The following is a 19,201-nucleotide window of genomic DNA, read 5'->3' as shown; positions in this document are numbered from 1 at the left end:
TGCCAAAAGGGTAAAGAAATGCAAAAGCACTTTGGCGCATATAATAAATCATTTAAATCAATAACTTAATATTGCTTTTTTTGTTATTGGCGGCAAAGTGGTGACAGCGGCTTTACATGTGCCGCGCTGTGAGGATGATCTATATAGGGTTATCAAGTGTGATGACCGCGCTTTTGTGTGGCGCAGCGGGCGTCTGTGGCGTTCTGGTGGCAGGTTAGTACAAAACGATCTCACCATTAAATAAAACATTGAGCCAGAACTACTCAACTCAATTATTAGTAGCTGCAAAATTATGAATAGCTGCAAAATCACAGCAGCAATTCAGGTTCAGCCACCTCTGATTTTCGCCGCTCCGTATGAAATCACATAGCCAACTATTAATGCTCCGATACACCCGGTAAGTTTCAGCCATGTGCTTTCAAACCAGAAAAAAGAACCCATAGCAAAAATCACAGACAAAAAGGTAATGGTTCCTTCAATTGCGTGGGACATTAACGATTTTACAAATTTCATCTTGTATTCCTTTACAATTAATAGGATGTCCTTCGATGAACACAAGGTAAGGCTCTAATTGTCGTTCAACAAGGAAATAAACCATATCTAAATTCTCTTTTGAGACCCTGGCGTGCGTAGCCGGATATTTGTTTTTCATCCTTCTTGACGCTCTTGCTGACTCTTCAATTATCCCCTGTAACATCACCACGTTTAGAGAGGCTGAAGCACTGAATCGGATGAAATGCCTGTATGCCTCGTCAATAGCCAACCGACGCAACATCATACTTGCTGTTGTCTGTGCCAATGTAATTTGCCCGGCTGTTCGTCCTGCAATGCTTCCAGCGCCGTACCCCAATTTATTGTTAACAGCCTCCTTTCCTTCATCATTAAGCTTTTGATAAAACGAGGTGAAAACAAGAGTAATTAGTCTGCGTAAAGGTGACTCAGCATTACCCAGGCTTTTGAGCATATAGAAAAAACGCTCCGTCTCAGCCTGATTTCTTTGTTTAGCACTCTGCCCTGCGAGTCCGCTCCCCTCCCAACTCCTGACCATACCCATGTAAGCTGTATTTGGTATGGAAGATATCCCATCGAGAATTCCCAGTGCAGCCTGTTTAATGTCCATATATCATCCCTGCGGTCCTGAATCTGTACGAATAATAACTAAAGTTCATGAGTGCTTCCAGACGATTTCTTCAGTTTACCCGCCAGCCAGAATTTCCTCCTGTGCCACGCCAGATCTGTCATTTCGCCAGATGATGCAAGCAAAACCAGTAACATCAAAATGGCAGAGACTTTATGCCCGGTCTGGGTCTGATCATTATTAAGATGTTATCGTAATCACTCATTTTTCACGGCAGACTCCTGGTAAATCAGGAGGAAGATAAAAGAGAAACGTGAAATGCTGACTCATTGCAATCAGGTATACATTCAGAAGAAATAACAGCTTAATTTAAAAAAACATGAGATTCGAAGGGGGATGAATTTGTGCAAAAAACCATTCTGATTACAGGTTGTTCCAGCGGTATTGGCCTGGTTGCCGCTCACGATTTACTGGCGCGGGGCTACCGGGTGCTCGCCGCCTGCCGTAAAGCAGAGGATGTCGCCCGCATGGAAACACTGGGCTTTACCGGGCTGCAACTGGATCTCGACGATCCGCAAAGTGTGGATCAGGCCGCCGACACAGTGCTCGCGCTCTGCGATAACCGTCTGACGGCGCTGTTTAACAACGCCGGATTTGGTCTCTATGGCCCGCTGCACACCCTCTCCCGCCAGCAGCTGGAACAGCAGTTTTCCAGCAACTTTTTCGGCGTCCATCAGCTGACACTGCGTCTGTTGCCCGCGTTGCAGGCCAGCGGCGATGGCCGTATTATTAATACCAGCTCGGTGCTGGGGCTGATCTCCACACCAGGCCGGGGTGCCTATGCCGCCAGTAAATATGCGCTGGAAGCCTGGAGCGATGCATTGCGGCTTGAAGTGCGCAGCCGCGGCATCCGGGTCAGCCTGATTGAACCGGGTCCGATTCAGACCCGTTTTACCGACAATGTGACGCAGGGCGAACAGCATAACCCGGTGCGCAATCCTGGCATCGCGGCACGTTTTACCCTGCCACCGGAAGCCATTCTGCCTAAACTTCGTCATGCACTCGAGAGTAAACATCCGCGTTTACGCTATCCGGTGACACTGGTCGCACACATAATGAGCCTGCTGAAACGGTTACTCCCCGGCTGGATGCTGGATCGCATTTTGCGCAGCCATTAATCAGCCATGCGCAATAGCGCTTGAAGCCGGGCCAGTTGGCCCCATATTCTTAGAACACTTTTTGCAAAGAGACTTATCCATGTCACCACAAGCTTCGATCATCGACATCAACGAATCTAACCTGCAGCAGACCCTTGAGCAGTCGATGCAGCTGCCGGTGCTGTTCTACTTCTGGTCTGAGCGCAGCCAGCACTGTCAGGAGCTGACGCCCGTGCTGGAGCGCCTGGCGCAGGAGTACGCGGGTCAGTTTATTCTTGCAAAACTGGATTGCGACAAAGAGCAAAGGGTGGCGTCGCAGTTTGGTCTGCGTTCAATCCCGACCGTCTATCTGTTCCAGGATGGTCAGCCGGTTGATGGCTTCCAGGGACCGCAGCCGGAAGAAGCGATCCGCGCCCTGCTGGAAAAAGTCCTGCCGCGCGAAGAAGAGCTGAAAGCGCAGCAGGCGATGGCGCTGATGCAGGAAGGTAAACCGCTGGAGGCGCTGCCGTTGTTAAAAGATGCGTGGCAGCTGAGCAATCAGTCCAGCGAGATCGGTTTCCTGCTGGCTGACGTACTGATTACCCTGAACCGCAGCGATGAAGCGGAAGCGGTGCTGAAAGTGGTGCCATTGCAGGATCAGGATACCCGCTATCAGAGCCTGATGGCGCAGATCGATCTGCTGAAACAGGCAGCGGATACGCCGGAGATTCAGCAGCTGCAATCACAGCTGGAGGCTGACCCGACTAACGCCGGGCTGGCTGCTAAACTCTCGTTACAGCTGCATCAGGTGGGTCGTAATGAAGAAGCGCTGGAACTGCTGTTCAGCTTCCTGAAATCCGATCTCAATGCCGCTGATGGCCAGGCGCGTAAAATGCTGCAGGAGATTCTGGCGGCGCTGGGTACCGGCGATGCACTTGCCGCGCGTTATCGTCGTCAGCTCTATTCCCTGCTCTACTAAGCGGCAGCACCCCGGGCCGAAGCGACTCGGCCCGTTAATCTGACAACGCGGAGGTTGTATGATAACTGTAATTCCTGCCCTGATTATTCTGGCGCTGGTGGCGGTCTGGGCCACCGTCAAGATCGTGCCACAAGGTTTTCAATGGACGGTTGAGCGCTTTGGCCGTTATACCCGCACCCTGCAGCCAGGATTAAGCCTGGTGGTGCCGTTCATGGATCGTGTCGGTCGTAAGATCAACATGATGGAACAGGTACTGGATATTCCCTCGCAGGAGATCATCTCCAAAGACAATGCCAACGTCACCATCGATGCAGTCTGCTTTATTCAGGTCGTTGATCCCGCGCGTGCCGCGTATGAAGTCAGCAATCTTGAGCAGGCGATTCTTAACCTCACCATGACCAATATGCGTACCGTGCTTGGCAGCATGGAGCTGGACGAAATGCTGTCACAGCGCGACAGCATCAACACCCGCCTGCTGCATATCGTGGATGAAGCGACCAATCCGTGGGGCGTCAAGATCACCCGCATCGAGATCCGCGATGTGCGTCCACCGCAGGAGCTGATTGGCGCGATGAATGCGCAGATGAAAGCGGAGCGAACTAAACGCGCCGATATTCTGACAGCCGAAGGTGTGCGACAGGCGGCGATCCTGCGCGCTGAAGGGGATAAGCAGTCGCAAATCCTCAAAGCAGAAGGTGAACGGACCTCGGCGTTCCTGCAGGCAGAAGCGCGCGAACGTCAGGCGGAAGCGGAAGCTAACGCCACTAAGATGGTCTCGGAAGCGATCGCATCAGGTGATATTCAGGCCATTAACTACTTTGTGGCACAGAAATATACCGATGCGCTGCAAAAAATCGGTGAAGCTAATAACAGCAAAGTGGTGATGATGCCGCTGGAGGCGAGCAGTCTGCTGGGTTCGATTGCGGGCATCGGTGAACTGCTGAAGGAATCACGCACTGAGTCGAAACGCTGATGCTGGTCGATATTATCGCGCATCCGCACTGGTTCTGGCTGACGCTGGGTGGGTTACTGCTGGCGGCTGAGATGCTGGGCACCAGCGGTTACCTGCTCTGGAGCGGGCTGGCGGCGGTCATCGTCGGCCTCATTGAATGGTTTGTGCCGGTGAGCTGGACGGCGCAGGGCTCTCTGTTTGCCGTGCTGACGCTGATCTGCGTCTTTTTATGGTATCGCTGGATGCGCCATCGTGAAGCGCGTCAGAAACCCAATGCCCTGAACCAGCGCGGCAGTCAGATGATCGGGTTGCAGCTGACGCTGGATACCGCGCTGCATAACCGCACCGGCCATGTGCGGATCGGGGACAGCAGCTGGCGGGTCGAGGCGGAGCAGGATCTGCCTGCGGGCACAGCAGTGGTCGTAACCGGCATTGAGGGGATTACGCTGCGTATTCAGCCACGCTGACCGCAGCACCCGGCCAGATTGTTGATAATCGGACATTCGGCGCCGTCATCGCCGGGACAGGCCTCTGCCAGCGCCAGCAGGCGAGCGCGCATGACGTGTAGCTCTTCAATATGCGCCGCAATTTCATCCGCTTTCTGCAGGGTACGGGCTTTTACATCGGCACTATGGCGCGACGGATTGTTAAACAGCGCCACCAGCTCACGACACTCATCCAGCGTGAAGCCAACCTGTCGCGCCTGACGTAACAGGTTGAGCTCCTCAAGATGGTGTCCATTGTAGCTGCGGTAGCCATTTTCACTGCGCAACGGCGGCGTCACCACCCCCTTCTCTTCGTAAAAACGAATCGCCTTGCTGGTCAGTCCGGTCTTTTTTGCCACATCGCTGATGTTCATTTTCGTCCCCTTGACCTTCCCCTTGATGGAAGGTTTATGCTTAAGCATGAATCGAAAATGACCAATCGGTCAAATGGGATTACAGAAGGAGTTGATTATGTCACACACTATTTCTCTGGCACTGGACGGCTTGTCCTGCGGCCACTGTGTCAAACGTGTCAAAGAGGCACTGGAACAACGCGATGATGTTGACCAGGCCGACGTGACTCAACAGGAAGCGCAGGTTTCCGGTCACGCAGATGCGGCCGCGCTAATCGCCACCGTGGAGCAGGCGGGTTATCACGCGACGCTGAAAACCGCGGACGCTTCCCCAAAGTCTGAACCGTTGACAGCATCAGAGCCGCCGCCGGAGGCGCTGACAACGGAGACTGCTTCCCGTCCGGCAGAAACTACCCTCCCCACCCATATGCTGCTGATTGAGGGCATGACCTGCGCCAGTTGCGTGAGCCGGGTGGAAAAAGCGCTGCAGCAGGTCGCAGGCGTCAGCCAGGCGCGCGTCAATCTCGGCGAACGCAGTGCGCTGGTGCTGGGCGACGCTGATCCGCAGCAGCTGGTAGCGGCCGTCGATGCCGCGGGTTACGGCGCACAGGTGGTGGATGACGAGCAGGAGCGACGTGAGAAGCAGCAGCTCAGCGCCCGCAGCGCGATGCGGCGTTTCAGCTGGCAGGCTGCTGTCGCCCTAGCATTTGGCCTGCCGCTGATGATCTGGGGCATGGTGGGCGACAACATGATGCTCACCGACCACAACCACGGCGTCTGGCTGACGCTGGGCATCGTGACTCTGCTGATCATGATCGTCACCGGCAGCCATTTTTATCGCAGTGCCTGGCGCAGTTTACGCAATGGCAGCGCCACCATGGATACGCTGGTGGCACTCGGCACAGGCGCCGCCTGGATTTACTCCTTTAGCGTGGTGCTGTGGCCCGACTTTTTCCCGCCGCAGGCGCGCCATCTCTATTTCGAAGCCAGCGTCATGATCCTGGGCCTGATCAATCTGGGGCATGCCCTGGAGCAGCGGGCGCGCCAGCGATCTTCTAAAGCGCTGGAAAGATTGCTGGATCTGACGCCAGCCCAGGCGCGGCAGGTCGATCAACAGGGCGACAGGCTGATTCCGGTCAGCGAAGTGCAGCCCGGCATGACGCTGCGCCTGGTCACCGGCGATCGGGTGCCGGTTGATGGCGAAATCACCACGGGTGAAGCCTGGTTTGATGAAGCGATGCTGACCGGCGAGGCGGTGCCGCAAAGCAAGACCCCGGGCGCAGCCATCTTTGCCGGCACCCTGGTGCAGGATGGCTCGGTAGAATTTATCGCCCGGGCGACGGGTAATCACACCACCCTGTCGCGCATTATCCGGCTGGTGCGTCAGGCGCAGAGCAGTAAACCGGATGTGGGCCGTCTGGCGGATCGCATCTCCGCCGTTTTTGTCCCGGTGGTGGTGTTGATCGCACTGCTCAGCGGCGCAGTGTGGTATCTGTTCGGACCGCAGCCACAAATTGCCTACATGCTGGTGATCGCGACAACCGTGCTGATTATCGCCTGTCCTTGTGCGCTGGGCCTGGCGACGCCGATGTCGATTATTGCCGGTGTTGGCCGCGCCGCCGAGCTGGGGGTGCTGGTGCGCGACGCCGATGCCTTGCAGCGCGCCAGCCAAATCGACACCCTGGTGTTTGATAAAACCGGCACACTCACTGCCGGCAAGCCGCAGGTCAGTGACGTGCAGGTCTGGGGTGATGCCACCCGTGAATCAGTATTAGCGACCGCGGCTGCGCTGGAGTTCGCCTCGGGTCATCCGCTGGCGAAAGCGATTGTCGCCGAAGCGAAACTGACCCAGCCGCCTCTGTTAGCGCAATTTCGTACAATACGCGGCAAAGGGGTCAGCGGTAGTCTGGATGGCAGAACGCTGCTGCTGGGTAATGCCGCGCTGATGCAGGATAACGGCGTCGATTACCAGGCGGCGGAAGCAGAGATTGCGCGGCTGACGCAACAGGGTGCAACGCCGGTGTTACTGGCTGAGCAGGGCCAGCTAACCGGGCTTATCGCGCTGCGCGATCAGCTTCGGCCGGAAAGCGGCGCAGCCCTGAAGCGACTGCATCAGCAGGGTTTTCGCCTGATTATGCTGACCGGCGACCATGAAAATACCGCGCGCGCCATTGCTGCCGAGGTCGGTATTGATGAAGTGATTGCGGGCGTGATGCCGGAAGGCAAAGCGGCCGCAATTGAACACTTACAGCAGCAGGGCCGTCGCGTCGCGATGGTGGGCGATGGCATCAATGACGCGCCCGCACTGGCGCAGGCCGATGTGGGCATTGCCATGGGTGGCGGCAGCGATGTGGCGGTGGAAACCGCGGGCATTACGTTGATGCGTGCCGACCTGAACAGCGTGGCAGACGCGTTAGCGCTCTCTTCCGCGACGCTGCGCAATATCCGGCAGAACCTGTTTGGGGCATTTATCTATAACAGCATCGGCATTCCGGTGGCAGCGGGTGTGCTCTATCCGCTGACCGGTACCCTGCTCAGCCCGATTGTGGCGGGTGCAGCGATGGCGCTCTCCTCCATTACCGTGGTCAGCAATGCTAACCGCCTGCTGCGTTACCGGCCACCGCGCGAGTAATCGCCGTTTCAGCGCTGTTTTTCGCGCGCTGAAGTCGCTAGCATGGGGTTTTGAATCGCAAAGGACCGGGAATGACAGGCAACATCTGGCGCTCACTGCGCGGCTTTATCAGCCAACTTTTTCCCGCCAGTTACCGCTGGCCTGCGATGGATGTCCGGCTTGGCGATCGTCAGCTGCATCTGGTCGGCAGCATCCACATGGGGACGCGCGACATGCAGCCGTTGCCCGCCCGTCTGCTGCGTCAGTTGCAGCAGGCGGATGCACTGATTGTGGAAGCGGATATTACGCAGGGTGGTTCACCCTTTGATCACCACGGCGATCGTCCCGCGCTCTCCACCCGGCTGGATAGCCACGCGATGCAGACGCTCACCGCACTCTGTCAGGAGATGAGCCTCAATCTGAGCCTGTTTGATAATCTGCCCGCCTGGCAGGTGGCGCTGATGTTACAGGCGCAGCAGGCACAAAGGCTGGGATTGCGACCTGACTACGGCATCGATTATCAGCTGTTGCAGGCCGCGAAAGGTCTGAACAAACCGGTGATTGAACTGGAAGGCGCAGAGGCGCAGATCGCCCTGCTGACTGCGCTGCCGGATGACGGCATGGCGTTATTGCAGGATACGCTGCTGCACTGGCACACCAATGCGCGCCTGCTGCAGATGATGGTGAGCTGGTGGCTCGATACGCCGCCACGCCAGCCGGAAATCACCCTGCCCGCCACCTTCAGCCAGGCGCTGAATGATACGTTGATCGGTCAGCGAAATGCGCAGTGGTGTGACCGGCTTCAGGGATTATCAGCAGGAAACTATGTGGTAGCGGTCGGTGCTCTGCATCTCTACGGCGAAGATAACCTGCCTGAGATGCTGAAGAAGCCCTGAAAAAAAGAGAGCCGATAATATTATCGGCCCGTCAAAGAGGAATTTGTTTATGATTTTGGTTATCGCTCAGCATTCAGATTGCTGGCGCGCGGCTAATTTTCACTCAAAGAACAAAGTTTCGCCACCTTTTTCCACGATTCTGCGTAATAAGATTATTCTTAGTAAGGAACCTGTATGACGCCCGCCGTAAAATTGCTGGAAAAACAAAAAGTCAGCTTCACCCTGCATCCCTATGAGCATGACAGCAGCGAAACCCATTTTGGTGACGAAGCGGTACGTAAACTCAATCTGGATGCGCGCCAGGTCTATAAGACGCTGCTGGTGGCGCTGAATGGCGAGGCGAAACAGCTGGCAGTGGCGATTACGCCGGTATCTACGCAACTGGATCTCAAGAAAGTGGCAAAAGCGCTGGGCGCGAAGAAAGCGGATATGGCCGACCCACAGCTGGCGCAGAGGGTCACGGGCTATCTGGTGGGCGGCATCAGTCCGCTGGGCCAGAAAAAACGGCTGCCTACGGTGATCGACCACTCAGCCAGCGCGTTTGACGCCATGTTTATCTCAGGCGGCAAGCGTGGACTGGATATCGAACTGGCTCCCCGGGATCTTTCACGACTGCTGGACGCTCCGTTTGCGGATATCGCCCGCCACGACTAAACCCGAGGCTGGGCGCAGAGCTGATCGATCATCCAGCGACCCGCCGGACCGGGCGGCGTACGGCGTGACCAGACCACCTCAATGGCGATATGCTGCGGCCAGCCCGGCATCGACAACTCTTTCAGAACGCCATGACCAAACTGTTTCACCAGCCAGCGCGGCAGAATCGTCCAGCCAAATCCCTGCTCCGCCATCTCCAGCAGTAACAGATAGGTCGGTGCCGACCAGATGCGCCCCATTGGCGCGGGTTCAGATGCCTCAACCCAGGTATTTAATCGCAGGTGACGAACCCCTTCCAGCTCGCTCTCGCTCAGGGTCTTAAGCTGGGCCAGCGCATGATCGCGATGTAAAAAGACCGCCATCTGCGCTTCCACCTGCAGTCGCGCCACGGCAATATCCACCGGCAGATTGGGCTGTGCCCGCACCACGCCCAGATGTACCCGTCCGGCCTGCAGCAGATCCAGCACATCACCATCCTCGGCAATCATGACCTCCAGTTCAATCTCCGGATAACGGGCATCAAATTGCCTGAGCAGATGCTCGTGATGATCGGTTTGCCAGAAGTCTGACATGGCAAAACTGAGCCGGGGTTCAACGCCCTGCGACAACCGTATTGCCAGCGCATCCAGCCGCTCGCTGGCCGCCAGGATCTGCTGAACCTGAGGAATAACGCGGCGTCCCTGCTCGGTGAGGACCGGCTGCCGACCTGCCCGTTCAAACAGCGCAAAGCCGAGATCGTCTTCAAGACTGGCTACCGCCGCGCTGATGGTCGACTGACTTTTACCCAGCGCGCGTGCAGCGGCAGAGAAAGAGCCGCTCGCCACAGTCTGCATAAAAGCCTCAAGGGATTCCGGGGAGTAACGCATCTGAACCATCGCTTTTTTCGATAGGTGTTCATTTTATCTTAGCATTCCGACGTGTGAAAATGCGCCGCATTATTGAAGGAGAACTCACAATGCGTACCCGCTCACTTAAAGAACGTATTCTTCATGCTGTCTGCTTTGAAACGCTGGCGATTCTGACCGTTTCGCCGCTGGCGGCATGGGCAATGAATAAACCGCTGTTTCAGATGGGATCGCTGGCGATTATGCTCTCTACGGTCGCGATGCTATGGAACATGATTTACAACAGCGGATTTGATCGCCTCTATGCGCCAGGCCAGAAACGTGGCCCGGGCGTGCGTGTATTACATGCGCTGGGATTTGAAGGCGGATTTATCCTGATTGGTCTGCCCATTGCCGCCTGGATGCTGGATATCTCTCTGGGTCAGGCTTTCCTGGTCGAAGTGGCTTTTTTCCTCTTCTTCCTGCCCTACACCATGTCCTACAACTGGGTGTGGGACAAACTGCGCGAGCGCTGGATCAGACGTCACGCCTGCCGGGCGTAAGAAAAACGGGAGGCGCAAGCGCCTCCCGGTCAGTTCAATGCGCGGCGGCTGTTTCATTCCCCCACGGCCAGATCCACGCCAGGATCATTTTTGGATAGTTACGCTTCCGCGCTTTTTCCGCAGCTTCATCCCGCGCCCGGATCTGCTCATCGGTCAGATGCACAATCTGCCCTTTCGGCTGATAGTCGCTGGCTTTGACCGGCGAGTGCGTCTTGATCCAGTCACGCAACACCTGCGCATCGACTGCCCCGCTGTTGAGATAACCCGCATGATTATCCAGACGCGGATAACCGTCGCCGCCAGCCGCATTGAAGCTGTTGGTTGCCATGCGATAATGCAGCGCATCCTGCAGCGGTTTACCGTTAATGCTGACGTCGCTGACATGTTTACCGTCTGCGGTCAGGCTGATACCGGCAAACTGGGCGTAGCCGCCTGAGTCAGGCTGAATATTAGCGACCACATCCAGATATTTTTTGATCTCCGCCCCGGTCAGGCTGACCGAGACCACCTGATTGCCAAACGGCTGGACCTGCAGCAGGTCACGCCAGCTCAGCTTGCCCGATTTCAGCGAGGTGCGAATACCGCCACCGCTCATCACCGCAAAATCGGCTTTGGTGTGCGCCATCTGGGCGCGCAGAATCAGCTGGCCGAGATTCGTCTGCTCAAAGCGAACCTGCTCTTTTTCACCGCTGAAGTTGCCGTCGGCGCTGCCGATATTCACGGTTAACTTCGCCTCAGCCCGTTTCTGGAATGGCATCAGCAGTTTCATCATGGCGGTGTTTTTCGGGATCTCTTCCTGCCAGGTGAGCCAGGTTTCGCTGCCATCCGCGTTCTTTATCTGATGTTTAAGGTTGACCGGCACCAGCTGATAAGCCTCCAGCGTCACCTGCCCGTTACGGAAGGTGAAGTCACCACGTCCGACATATTTGCCCCATTTATCCGCCTGCATAATCCAGATCCCGTTCTGCTGATCGGGTTTGCAGGGCTGGCCCGGCTGATAATTTTTGACGCTGACGTTCTCTTTTTCCATGCAGACCGCATCATGCGAATGACCACCCACAATCAGATCGATGGTGCCGGCAGGCAGGCTGCGCGCCAGGGTTACGTCATCAATGCCATTGCTGCCATGCTTACCGTCGTCATAGTGACCAAGGTGGGTCAGCGCGACAATCACGTCCGGCTTCTCTGTGGCGCGCAGTTCGGCAACCGCCTTCTCCGCCTCCGCAATCGGATCGCGGAATTCGGTATCTGTCAGACCCGCCGGATTGGCCAGTTTCGCCGTATCCGGGGTGATCAGCCCGACCACCGCAATTTTCAGCCCGAGACGATTGAATACCGCCCAGGGCTTAAACAGGCGCTGACCGGTACTTTTCTGATAAACGTTAGCGGCGAGCAGCGGGAATCGTGCCCACTTCTCCTGCTTGCGCAGGACCGCGATGGGCTTGTCGAACTCATGGTTGCCCAGCGCCATGGCATCATAGCCAATCAGGTTCATCGCGCGAAAATCGGGTTCAGCGTCCAGCTCATCGGACTCCGGTACGCCCGTGTTCACATCACCGGCAGAGAGAATCAATGCGCCGCCGCCTCTGGACTGCACATCGTAGCGCATCGTATCCATTAAGGTTTTCTGCGCCGCCAGACCATATTCACCCTGCTCAGTAAACCAGAAATGACCATGCTCATCGTTGGTGTGCAGCAGGCTGAAACGATAGGTGCGATCGGCCTGGGCGGCCTGTGAAAACAGCGGCATCAGGGCCACCAGTAGTGCCACGCCCGCCCCTGTCCATTTAGATAACAACACTGTGATTCTCCTTAATTTGCCGTCTGGCCCGATTTTCTGCCGGTTTGCCCCACTGTGTCGCACATTCCCCCGGCGAACTCAAGGCCAACGCACATTCGCCTGTCTCTGTATGCCGCTCTTTTTATCTCCGGACCGCTTTTGCTGAGCATGACAATAGCCGCAAGGCCGCGCCCGCGTCAGACTGGTTTGTTCCGGATAAGCCAGAACGGGTAGCCAGGCCTGATGTTAACCAGTTGTTTACCCCTGCAAAAGTGCCGCTGACGGGCTTTACCCTGTCTGTGCGCGCATTTAACCCTTATTTGTGTCATACCCACGGCATTTAGGGATGCTAATTTTTATTTACCCGGACCGCTTTAAACCGTCAAATCAGCCAATATTATGGATAATGAACAAAAACACCCTTTCGATTGTGCATTTGACTTTTTTTCCTGCTTTTTTAGGGTATTCCCGCAAATTGCTCAGCGAAAGAATAGATTTTGTTTTAAACTCATTTGTTACAAGCGGATACATTTGTATACAAGGAGACAGGCATGCATCACACCACACCGTTGATCACTACCATTGTCGGAGCACTGGTTCTGGCATTTCTCCTTGGGATGCTGGCGAACCGCCTGCGTATTTCGCCCCTGGTTGGCTACCTGATGGCAGGCGTGCTGGCTGGACCTTTTACTCCCGGCTTTGTTGCCGATACCAATCTGGCTCCTGAACTGGCAGAACTCGGCGTGATTCTGCTGATGTTTGGTGTCGGCCTGCACTTCTCAATGAAAGATCTCATGTCGGTAAAGTCGATAGCCATTCCCGGTGCCATCGCACAGATCGCGGTCGCGACGTTACTGGGAATGGGCTTATCGTGGACAATGGGATGGTCGTGGATGACCGGCCTGGTGTTTGGTCTCTGCCTCTCTACCGCCAGTACCGTGGTGTTACTGCGCGCGCTTGAAGAGCGGCAACTGATCGATAGCCAGCGCGGGCAGATTGCGATTGGCTGGCTGATTGTTGAAGATCTGGTGATGGTGCTGACGCTGGTGCTGCTGCCTGCGATTGCCGGCATGATGGAACAGGGCAACGCCAGCGCCGGACTGCTGGTCTGGGACCTGCTGTGGACCATCGGCAAAGTCGCCGCCTTTATGGTGCTGATGATGGTGGTGGGACGGCGTGCCGTCCCCTGGATCCTCGCCCGCAGCGCCGCCACCGGCTCGCGTGAGCTGTTTACTCTGGCGGTATTAGCGCTGGCGCTGGGCATCGCCTTTGGTGCTGTTGAATTCTTTGATGTTTCGTTTGCGCTGGGCGCTTTCTTTGCCGGTATGGTGCTGAACGAATCGGAACTGAGCCACCGCGCCGCGCGCGATACGCTGCCGCTGCGTGATGCCTTTGCCGTGCTGTTCTTTGTCTCGGTCGGCATGCTGTTTGACCCGTCGATTCTGGTGACGCAGCCGCTGGCAGTGCTGGGCGCGCTGGTGATTATTGTGGTGGGTAAATCGGTCGCCGCCTGGCTGCTGGTGTCGCTGCTCGGCCATTCACGTCGTACGGCGTTGACCATTTCGGTCAGTCTGGCGCAGATTGGTGAATTCGCCTTTATTCTGGCCGGTCTGGGTATCTCGCTGGGCCTGCTGACTGACGAGGGCCGCAACCTGGTGCTGGCCGCCGCCATCCTGTCGATTATGCTTAATCCGATCCTGTTTACCCTGCTGGAGCGTTTCCTGGCGAAAACGGAGACGATGGAAGAGCAGACGCTGGAAGAGGCGATTGAAGAAGAGAAGCAGATCCCGGTGGATTTCTGCAATCACGCGGTAATTGTAGGTTACGGCCGGGTGGGCAGTCTGATTGGTCAGAAGCTGCTTGAGGCCAATGTTCCGCTGGTGGTAGTTGAAAACTCCCGCGCCCGTGTTGAAGCGCTGCGCGAGCGCGGTATTAAGGCGGTGCTGGGTAATGCAGCCCGCGCTGACACCATGGAACTGGCCCGACTCGACTGCGCCCGCTGGCTGTTACTGACTATTCCGAATGGCTATGAAGCGGGTGAAGTGGTCACCGCCGCGCGTGAAAAACATCAGAATATCGAGATTATCGCCCGCGCCCACTATGACGATGAAGTCGAGTACATCATGGAACGGGGTGCCACCCGTGTGGTGATGGGCGAACGTGAGATCGCCAGCAGTATGCTGCAAATCCTGCAGGATGAGATGACCCAGGGCGAAGATTTACAGCCCTGCGATGTCGTGCGCTGATTCGTGTTAAGCAAAACCTGGCAGGCTACTGATCTATCAAAATCAGGTTGAATTTTACCGCAACGAATAAACTCAACACGCAGGGAACACGGGCAGAAGAGGAAAGCGTCCCGCCGACCGGGACAAAAACGCCGGGAGCGTTTTTGAACAACGCAATGCGTTGGCCCGGCTACGGGCGCACCTCAGGGATGAGGTGCGTACTAAAAACGCCGGGAGCGTTTTTGAACAACGCAAAGCGTTGGCCCGGCTATGGGCGCACCTCAGGGATGAGGTGCGTACTAAAAACGCCGGGAGCGTTTTTGAACAACGCAATGCGTTGGCCCGGCGACGGGCGCACCTCAGGGATGAGGTGCGTAGTCGTGCGGGCCGAGCGGCCATGGATGGCTTAACCGACTTTCCGATCTGACCGTGTTCCCTGAGCAGGCTCGATCTCATCGCTAACCGAGCCAGACATTGCCAGTCTTCTAAGGCCCTTCTCTTCAGAAGGGCTTTTTTATGCGCGGCAGCTGCCAGCTTTACCGATCCCAGTAAGACTCTTCCAGACTGTCTTCCCGCTCCGGCAGGCCGCGGGTCAGACGCGGCGAATGCTGATTCAGCACCTGGTAGCTGACGCGGTTGGCATATTTACATACCTGCGCCAGCGATGAGTAGGTCAGGTAAGGACGCGCATGTTTGCTGGAGTTTGGCACATTCAGGCTGTGATAGTTGTTGGCGGTGATGTCATGCAGTAACGCCGCCAGCGCACCATCTCCGGCGCCGTTGGTGTTCATGATCTTTTCCGGTCCGCCCATATAAGGCGCGATGTGCGAGAAAATGCGCAGCGGCTGCTGGCAATCCTGCTGGCGCATCACCCGGCTGAACTCATACTGGTTGAATTCAGCAATCGCGCCAGGCAGCAGCGGATGGTTGGTTTTGCGTTTGAACTCTTCTTCGGTGTAACCCGCCATATAGAGCCCAATCGGGCCAGCAGTACACAGCACCAGATCGACCCAGTCCAGCGCCATATTGGCGGCGAGCAGCGGATCGCTTTCGCCGGTCAGCGCCAGCGCTTCCTCTTCATTCATCGCCACGATGCTGACATGCTCGCGCAGGAAATCGCGCCAGAACTGAGGATTGTCGCCAATCACATGTTTGGTGCCCAGCGTCAGCACCACCGGCACGTTGTGGCGTTTGGCATACTCAATCGCCCGTAACGTTGCCTGAGGCATCGGTTCACCTTCGGCACAGCGCACCAGATAGGAGGTCAGTACCAGCGCAGAGGCTCCGGCGATCACCTCTTCCGGTACGTTATCCGGATGCAGCTGGTTCATCTGGCCGGGGCTGATAGCAAAGGTTCGCTCGCCATGTTCGCCAATCAGCGTAAAGCAGCGTCCAATGGCGCCATCCACGCCCTGCAGATAGTTAAGATCGACCCGGCTTGAGGTGTTACAGAGATAGCGATAGGCGTAGCCGCCAATCTGGATGTTATTGCACATGACGCCCAGCAGCACGGAGCGGTCATCGGCCAGCACCGAGAAATTATGCAGCGTGTTACCGATGGTGCCACCAGCAAACTGATGGGTGATCAGCGCTTCCTGCATCAGCTCGTTGTACAACGCTTCCGCGACGGCATTATCGATAACCAGCGAGTGCCCGGCACTCAGGCCATAACGTGCGAGAAAAGCGTCATCGACTTTGGCTTCGATATCCACCAGCGTCTGGTCGATACCCACTACCCAGCTGCCTGCATCAACGTCGTGCTGGGCGGGCTGTAACAGGGGGTCGCGTGCGCTGACGGGAAAGTAGTGTTTGGATTTGCGTTTGCCGGGAAATTTCATCGGGAGGTGCCGTCTGGAAAAACAGGCGGAGAATGATATCACACTCTCCGCCTGCGCTTTAACGGCGTGCGTCGACCAGTTGCACCATCATGTCGATATGCGCCTCATCGGCATTCAGCGCAGGGATATACTCAAACTTCTCACCCCCGGCATGCATAAAGATTTCGCAGTTTTCACCACTGATCTCTTCCAGCGTCTCCAGGCAGTCTGACGAGAAGCCCGGGCTCATCACCTGAACATGTTTGATCCCTTTAGCGGGCAGGCTTTCCATGGTTTTATCGGTGTAGGGCATCAGCCACGGCTCACGACCAAAACGCGACTGGAAGGTCATCATATACTGATCATCACGCAGGCCCAGCGCTTTGACCAGGGCCGCCGTGGTATCCGCACAGCGCTGCGGGTAGTCATCGCCTTCGTTAGCAAAACGCTGCGGAATGCCGTGGAAGGATAACACCAGCAGATCGGGCTGACCGTGCCGCTCAAAGGATCGCTCCACCGTCGCTTTCAGCGCGGCGATATAGGCCGGATGTTCGGCGTAGTCGCGGATAAACTGCACATCAGGCAGCGAGCGGTAATCTTTGAATACCGCGGTCAGGCCGTCCCACACTGCCGCCACGGTGGAGCAGGAGAATTGCGGATAGAGCGGCAGCACAATCAGGCGGGTCACGCCCTGCGCCATTAGCTTATCAACCGCGCTTTTCAGGCTTGGATTACCGTAGCTCATGCCCACCTCGACGGGCATATCGACCCGTGCCGCCAGCGCATCGCGCTGACGCATGCTGTAAACCAGCAGCGGTGAACCGCCTTCCATCCAGACCGATGCGTAGAGCTTAGAGACGCGCGGCGAGCGAAACGGCAGAATAACGGCATTGAGAACCGGCCACCAGAGCCAGCGCGGCGCATCGACCACGCGCGGATCGCTTAAAAACTGTTTCAGATAGCGTTTAACTGCAGGTGTGGTGGGCGCGTCTGGCGTACCTAAATTAACCAATAACACGCCGGCCTTATCTTGCCTCATTTGAGTTCCTTGATAACAACGGGGATGCGTGAAAACGGGGAAATTGTAGCGGAATTAGTGGGAGGTAAAAGCGATTACTGCAAAAGGGGCCAGTAATACCGGCCCCTGTGAACTTAGCCCAGGATCTTAGCCAGCTCGGCACTGACTTCGGTCACCTTACGGGTGCCGTCGATTTTGTGATAGGCAGTGTTGCCCACTTCCGCTTCTTTGCTGTAGTAAGCAATCAGCGGCGCGGTCATCTGATGATATTCCACCAGGCGCTTACGCACGGTCTCTTCCTGATCGTCTTTACGCATGGTCAGCTCTTCGCCGGTCACATCATCTTTGCCTTCCACTTTCGGTGGATTAAAAGTGACGTGATAAACGCGGCCTGATGGCGTGTGAACGCGACGGCCCACGATACGCTCAACGATCAGTTCATCCGGTACGGCGAACTCCAGCACGTGATCAACGGTGATCCCGGCCTCTTTCATTGCATCTGCCTGAGGAATGGTGCGCGGGAAACCGTCCAGCAGGAAACCGTTTTTGCAGTCTTCCTGGGTGATACGCTCTTTGACCAGCGCAATCACCAGCTCATCGGTCACCAGTTTGCCAGCATCCATGATGGCTTTCGCCTGGTTGCCCAGCTCGCTGCCTGCTTTTACTGCTGCACGCAACATGTCGCCGGTGGAGATTTGCGGAATGCCATACTTCTCCATGATGAATTGGGCCTGAGTCCCCTTACCTGCGCCCGGAGCTCCGAGCAGAATAATACGCATTGCGTAAATCCCCTTGCGAATCGCATTGATCTATCTTAGAAGCGAAAGAACATACCATTATGACCCGCTCATCACAAGGAAGGGCGCGGATCGCGCAGGGCGACCTGAGTCGCTTTTTGGCCCTGCCCCCTACCCGCCTGGCCTGCCGGACGCTTTTTCAGATTTACCGCCTGAGCCGAGCAGGAATTGCAGTCGTCGGCTCAGATGATGGGTCATATTCACGCTTTTTTTGCCGCTGCCGCGCACGTTAGCATTCAGCAGCAGCCGCGCCTGCTGCGGCCATTTCACCACATCTTCCGCATCTGACAGCGTTGTGATCACGGAGGCCGGGACATTAAAGCTGGCAAACGGCAAACCGGGCTGATGGCAGGAGTTCAGCGGCAGCGGGTCTGACAGGGAGAGCGCATCGACGGTGGCGGCATTGTAAGGTCGCCAGTGCGGATCGTCGAAGCGGCGCAGTGCCTCATGCGTGGCGGTCAGGGTCAGCCCCTGTTCGAAAAGCCGCAGTTCGCTGCGCACCAGCGTACTGAAGTCATGTGTCCGCAACGCCACCAGCACCAGATCGCTGCAGATCTCGGCGTGGCGATCCAGTCGGGTGACAAACAGATGGGCTTCGTCGATCAGTTTCTGATGCAGCACGCTGGCAAAACTCTCGCTCGCCTCCGTCACACCCTGGTTCTGGCAATCCCGCAGCGGACGCACGCGGCCATTGGGCAATTCGACATGCGGTACCAGCATGATGCTGCCCGCGATCAGCGGAACTGCTGGCAGGATGTTGAGTTCGGTTACCGGAAAGTGCGAGGCGTAACGGTGCTGATTGCGCGCCTGCTCCTGCCGCAGAAAGAGCTGAGAAAGAAGGACCTGCGCCACATGCAGCGAGGGCGCGAAGAAGAGATCGAACTGCTCCAGCCGGTAAAAACGTGAGAGCGCCAGGCGTAACCGATGGCGCGCCTCTGCTGAAGTTTCAGAGGATAAAGAGCGGTGTGCCATGGTTGTCTCGCTTCGGGGAGTGTGCGGCGTGAACGCTGGTTAAGCGAGGCGGAATACCCTG

General features: G+C 56.5%; 18 protein-coding genes. 9 read left to right on the top strand and 9 right to left on the bottom strand.

Annotated features, from left to right (window positions below; all coding sequences use genetic code 11):
- Positions 1-327: 327 nt before the first annotated feature.
- Together GVJ63_RS17315 and GVJ63_RS17310 are read right to left on the bottom strand one after the other, a co-directional pair.
- Positions 328-513, bottom strand: a complete 186-nt coding sequence (locus GVJ63_RS17315; protein ID WP_135980156.1) for a hypothetical protein — start codon at positions 511-513, stop codon at positions 328-330.
- Entirely contained in the window at positions 476-1,120 is a 645-nt protein-coding gene (locus tag GVJ63_RS17310) for a hypothetical protein (protein ID WP_159227163.1), read from the bottom strand. Before GVJ63_RS17310 ends, GVJ63_RS17315 begins: the two co-directional genes overlap by 38 nt.
- Before the next feature lie 362 nt (positions 1,121-1,482).
- On the opposite strand from GVJ63_RS17310, the gene GVJ63_RS17305 reads away from it, so the two are divergent.
- The 4 genes from GVJ63_RS17305 to GVJ63_RS17290 all read left to right on the top strand — a co-directional run bounded on the left by GVJ63_RS17305 (position 1,483) and on the right by GVJ63_RS17290 (position 4,612).
- Positions 1,483-2,256: an SDR family oxidoreductase gene (locus tag GVJ63_RS17305; RefSeq protein ID WP_159227162.1), complete on the top strand. Its 774-nt coding sequence runs from the start codon at positions 1,483-1,485 to the stop codon at positions 2,254-2,256.
- Positions 2,257-2,335: 79 nt separating this feature from the next.
- A complete protein-coding gene (locus GVJ63_RS17300; protein WP_022626096.1) occupies positions 2,336-3,193 on the top strand; it encodes a co-chaperone YbbN in 858 nt (285 codons plus the stop codon).
- Positions 3,194-3,251: 58 nt separating this feature from the next.
- The gene (locus GVJ63_RS17295) at positions 3,252-4,166 is read left to right on the top strand and encodes an SPFH domain-containing protein (RefSeq protein WP_010259065.1); all 915 of its coding nucleotides are present in this window, start codon (positions 3,252-3,254) and stop codon (positions 4,164-4,166) included.
- Positions 4,166-4,612, top strand: coding sequence for an NfeD family protein (locus GVJ63_RS17290; RefSeq protein ID WP_010671234.1), 447 nt, complete (start codon positions 4,166-4,168; stop codon positions 4,610-4,612). The genes GVJ63_RS17295 and GVJ63_RS17290 overlap by 1 nt, the downstream gene beginning before the upstream one ends.
- Here GVJ63_RS17290 and cueR read toward each other — a convergent pair.
- Positions 4,600-5,004 carry a Cu(I)-responsive transcriptional regulator gene (cueR, locus tag GVJ63_RS17285; protein ID WP_010259067.1) on the bottom strand — a complete coding sequence of 135 codons (405 nt, stop codon included), beginning with the start codon at positions 5,002-5,004 and terminating at the stop codon, positions 4,600-4,602. The two genes, GVJ63_RS17290 and cueR, sit on opposite strands and share 13 nt — an antisense overlap.
- Positions 5,005-5,101: 97 nt before the next feature.
- Between cueR and copA the strand changes: the two genes are divergently transcribed.
- The 3 genes from copA (at position 5,102) to ybaK (ending at position 9,144) form a co-directional block, all read left to right on the top strand.
- Positions 5,102-7,615 carry a copper-exporting P-type ATPase CopA gene (copA, locus tag GVJ63_RS17280; RefSeq protein ID WP_159227161.1) on the top strand — a complete coding sequence of 838 codons (2,514 nt, stop codon included), beginning with the start codon at positions 5,102-5,104 and terminating at the stop codon, positions 7,613-7,615.
- A 71-nt stretch (positions 7,616-7,686) separates the two neighbouring features.
- Positions 7,687-8,490 carry a TraB/GumN family protein gene (locus tag GVJ63_RS17275; protein WP_010259069.1) on the top strand — a complete coding sequence of 268 codons (804 nt, stop codon included), beginning with the start codon at positions 7,687-7,689 and terminating at the stop codon, positions 8,488-8,490.
- Between the two features lie 174 nt (positions 8,491-8,664).
- On the top strand, positions 8,665-9,144 hold the full coding sequence (gene ybaK / locus GVJ63_RS17270) for a Cys-tRNA(Pro)/Cys-tRNA(Cys) deacylase YbaK (RefSeq protein ID WP_010259070.1): 480 nt from the start codon (positions 8,665-8,667) through the stop codon (positions 9,142-9,144).
- On the opposite strand, the gene GVJ63_RS17265 is transcribed toward ybaK, so the two are convergent.
- Positions 9,141-10,010 carry a LysR family transcriptional regulator gene (locus GVJ63_RS17265; protein ID WP_010259071.1) on the bottom strand — a complete coding sequence of 290 codons (870 nt, stop codon included), beginning with the start codon at positions 10,008-10,010 and terminating at the stop codon, positions 9,141-9,143. The two genes, ybaK and GVJ63_RS17265, sit on opposite strands and share 4 nt — an antisense overlap.
- Positions 10,011-10,099: 89 nt before the next feature.
- Between GVJ63_RS17265 and GVJ63_RS17260 the strand changes: the two genes are divergently transcribed.
- Complete coding sequence (locus tag GVJ63_RS17260) at positions 10,100-10,531, top strand: multidrug/biocide efflux PACE transporter (RefSeq protein WP_010259072.1); 432 nt, start codon at positions 10,100-10,102, stop codon at positions 10,529-10,531.
- A gap of 34 nt (positions 10,532-10,565) precedes the next feature.
- Here the strand turns inward: GVJ63_RS17260 and ushA are convergent, their stop codons facing one another.
- Positions 10,566-12,332 (bottom strand): bifunctional UDP-sugar hydrolase/5'-nucleotidase UshA, encoded by a 1,767-nt coding sequence (gene ushA, locus GVJ63_RS17255; protein WP_159227160.1) that lies wholly within the window; start codon positions 12,330-12,332, stop codon positions 10,566-10,568.
- A gap of 530 nt (positions 12,333-12,862) precedes the next feature.
- On the opposite strand from ushA, the gene ybaL reads away from it, so the two are divergent.
- On the top strand, positions 12,863-14,557 hold the full coding sequence (ybaL, locus tag GVJ63_RS17250; RefSeq protein WP_159227159.1) for a YbaL family putative K(+) efflux transporter: 1,695 nt from the start codon (positions 12,863-12,865) through the stop codon (positions 14,555-14,557).
- A 515-nt stretch (positions 14,558-15,072) separates the two neighbouring features.
- Here ybaL and GVJ63_RS17245 read toward each other — a convergent pair.
- The 4 genes from GVJ63_RS17245 to GVJ63_RS17230 all read right to left on the bottom strand — a co-directional run bounded on the left by GVJ63_RS17245 (position 15,073) and on the right by GVJ63_RS17230 (position 19,140).
- The gene (locus GVJ63_RS17245; protein WP_010255936.1) at positions 15,073-16,374 is read right to left on the bottom strand and encodes an inosine/guanosine kinase; all 1,302 of its coding nucleotides are present in this window, start codon (positions 16,372-16,374) and stop codon (positions 15,073-15,075) included.
- Positions 16,375-16,432: 58 nt separating this feature from the next.
- Positions 16,433-17,392: a ferrochelatase gene (gene hemH / locus GVJ63_RS17240; protein WP_060679599.1), complete on the bottom strand. Its 960-nt coding sequence runs from the start codon at positions 17,390-17,392 to the stop codon at positions 16,433-16,435.
- A gap of 113 nt (positions 17,393-17,505) precedes the next feature.
- Entirely contained in the window at positions 17,506-18,150 is a 645-nt protein-coding gene (gene adk, locus GVJ63_RS17235; RefSeq protein WP_122889127.1) for an adenylate kinase, read from the bottom strand.
- Positions 18,151-18,279: 129 nt separating this feature from the next.
- Complete coding sequence (locus tag GVJ63_RS17230; protein ID WP_033756787.1) at positions 18,280-19,140, bottom strand: DUF6024 family protein; 861 nt, start codon at positions 19,138-19,140, stop codon at positions 18,280-18,282.
- Between the last annotated feature and the right edge of the window lie 61 nt (positions 19,141-19,201).

Origin of the sequence: Pantoea sp. 18059, from assembly GCF_902706165.1 — a bacterium.
In the GTDB taxonomy this organism is placed as follows: domain Bacteria; phylum Pseudomonadota; class Gammaproteobacteria; order Enterobacterales; family Enterobacteriaceae; genus Pantoea; species Pantoea agglomerans.
This window is presented reverse-complemented; position numbering and strand designations above follow the sequence as displayed.

Coding starts and splice junctions, on each gene's coding strand:
- GVJ63_RS17315 (WP_135980156.1), bottom strand. CDS start 513: ATGAAATTTGTAAAATCGTTAATGTCCCACGCAATTGAAGGAACCATT.
- GVJ63_RS17310 (WP_159227163.1), bottom strand. CDS start 1,120: ATGGACATTAAACAGGCTGCACTGGGAATTCTCGATGGGATATCTTCC.
- GVJ63_RS17300 (WP_022626096.1), top strand. CDS start 2,336: ATGTCACCACAAGCTTCGATCATCGACATCAACGAATCTAACCTGCAG.
- GVJ63_RS17295 (WP_010259065.1), top strand. CDS start 3,252: ATGATAACTGTAATTCCTGCCCTGATTATTCTGGCGCTGGTGGCGGTC.
- GVJ63_RS17290 (WP_010671234.1), top strand. CDS start 4,166: ATGCTGGTCGATATTATCGCGCATCCGCACTGGTTCTGGCTGACGCTG.
- cueR (WP_010259067.1), bottom strand. CDS start 5,004: ATGAACATCAGCGATGTGGCAAAAAAGACCGGACTGACCAGCAAGGCG.
- copA (WP_159227161.1), top strand. CDS start 5,102: ATGTCACACACTATTTCTCTGGCACTGGACGGCTTGTCCTGCGGCCAC.
- GVJ63_RS17275 (WP_010259069.1), top strand. CDS start 7,687: ATGACAGGCAACATCTGGCGCTCACTGCGCGGCTTTATCAGCCAACTT.
- ybaK (WP_010259070.1), top strand. CDS start 8,665: ATGACGCCCGCCGTAAAATTGCTGGAAAAACAAAAAGTCAGCTTCACC.
- GVJ63_RS17265 (WP_010259071.1), bottom strand. CDS start 10,010: ATGCGTTACTCCCCGGAATCCCTTGAGGCTTTTATGCAGACTGTGGCG.
- GVJ63_RS17260 (WP_010259072.1), top strand. CDS start 10,100: ATGCGTACCCGCTCACTTAAAGAACGTATTCTTCATGCTGTCTGCTTT.
- ybaL (WP_159227159.1), top strand. CDS start 12,863: ATGCATCACACCACACCGTTGATCACTACCATTGTCGGAGCACTGGTT.
- GVJ63_RS17245 (WP_010255936.1), bottom strand. CDS start 16,374: ATGAAATTTCCCGGCAAACGCAAATCCAAACACTACTTTCCCGTCAGC.
- hemH (WP_060679599.1), bottom strand. CDS start 17,392: ATGAGGCAAGATAAGGCCGGCGTGTTATTGGTTAATTTAGGTACGCCA.
- adk (WP_122889127.1), bottom strand. CDS start 18,150: ATGCGTATTATTCTGCTCGGAGCTCCGGGCGCAGGTAAGGGGACTCAG.
- GVJ63_RS17230 (WP_033756787.1), bottom strand. CDS start 19,140: ATGGCACACCGCTCTTTATCCTCTGAAACTTCAGCAGAGGCGCGCCAT.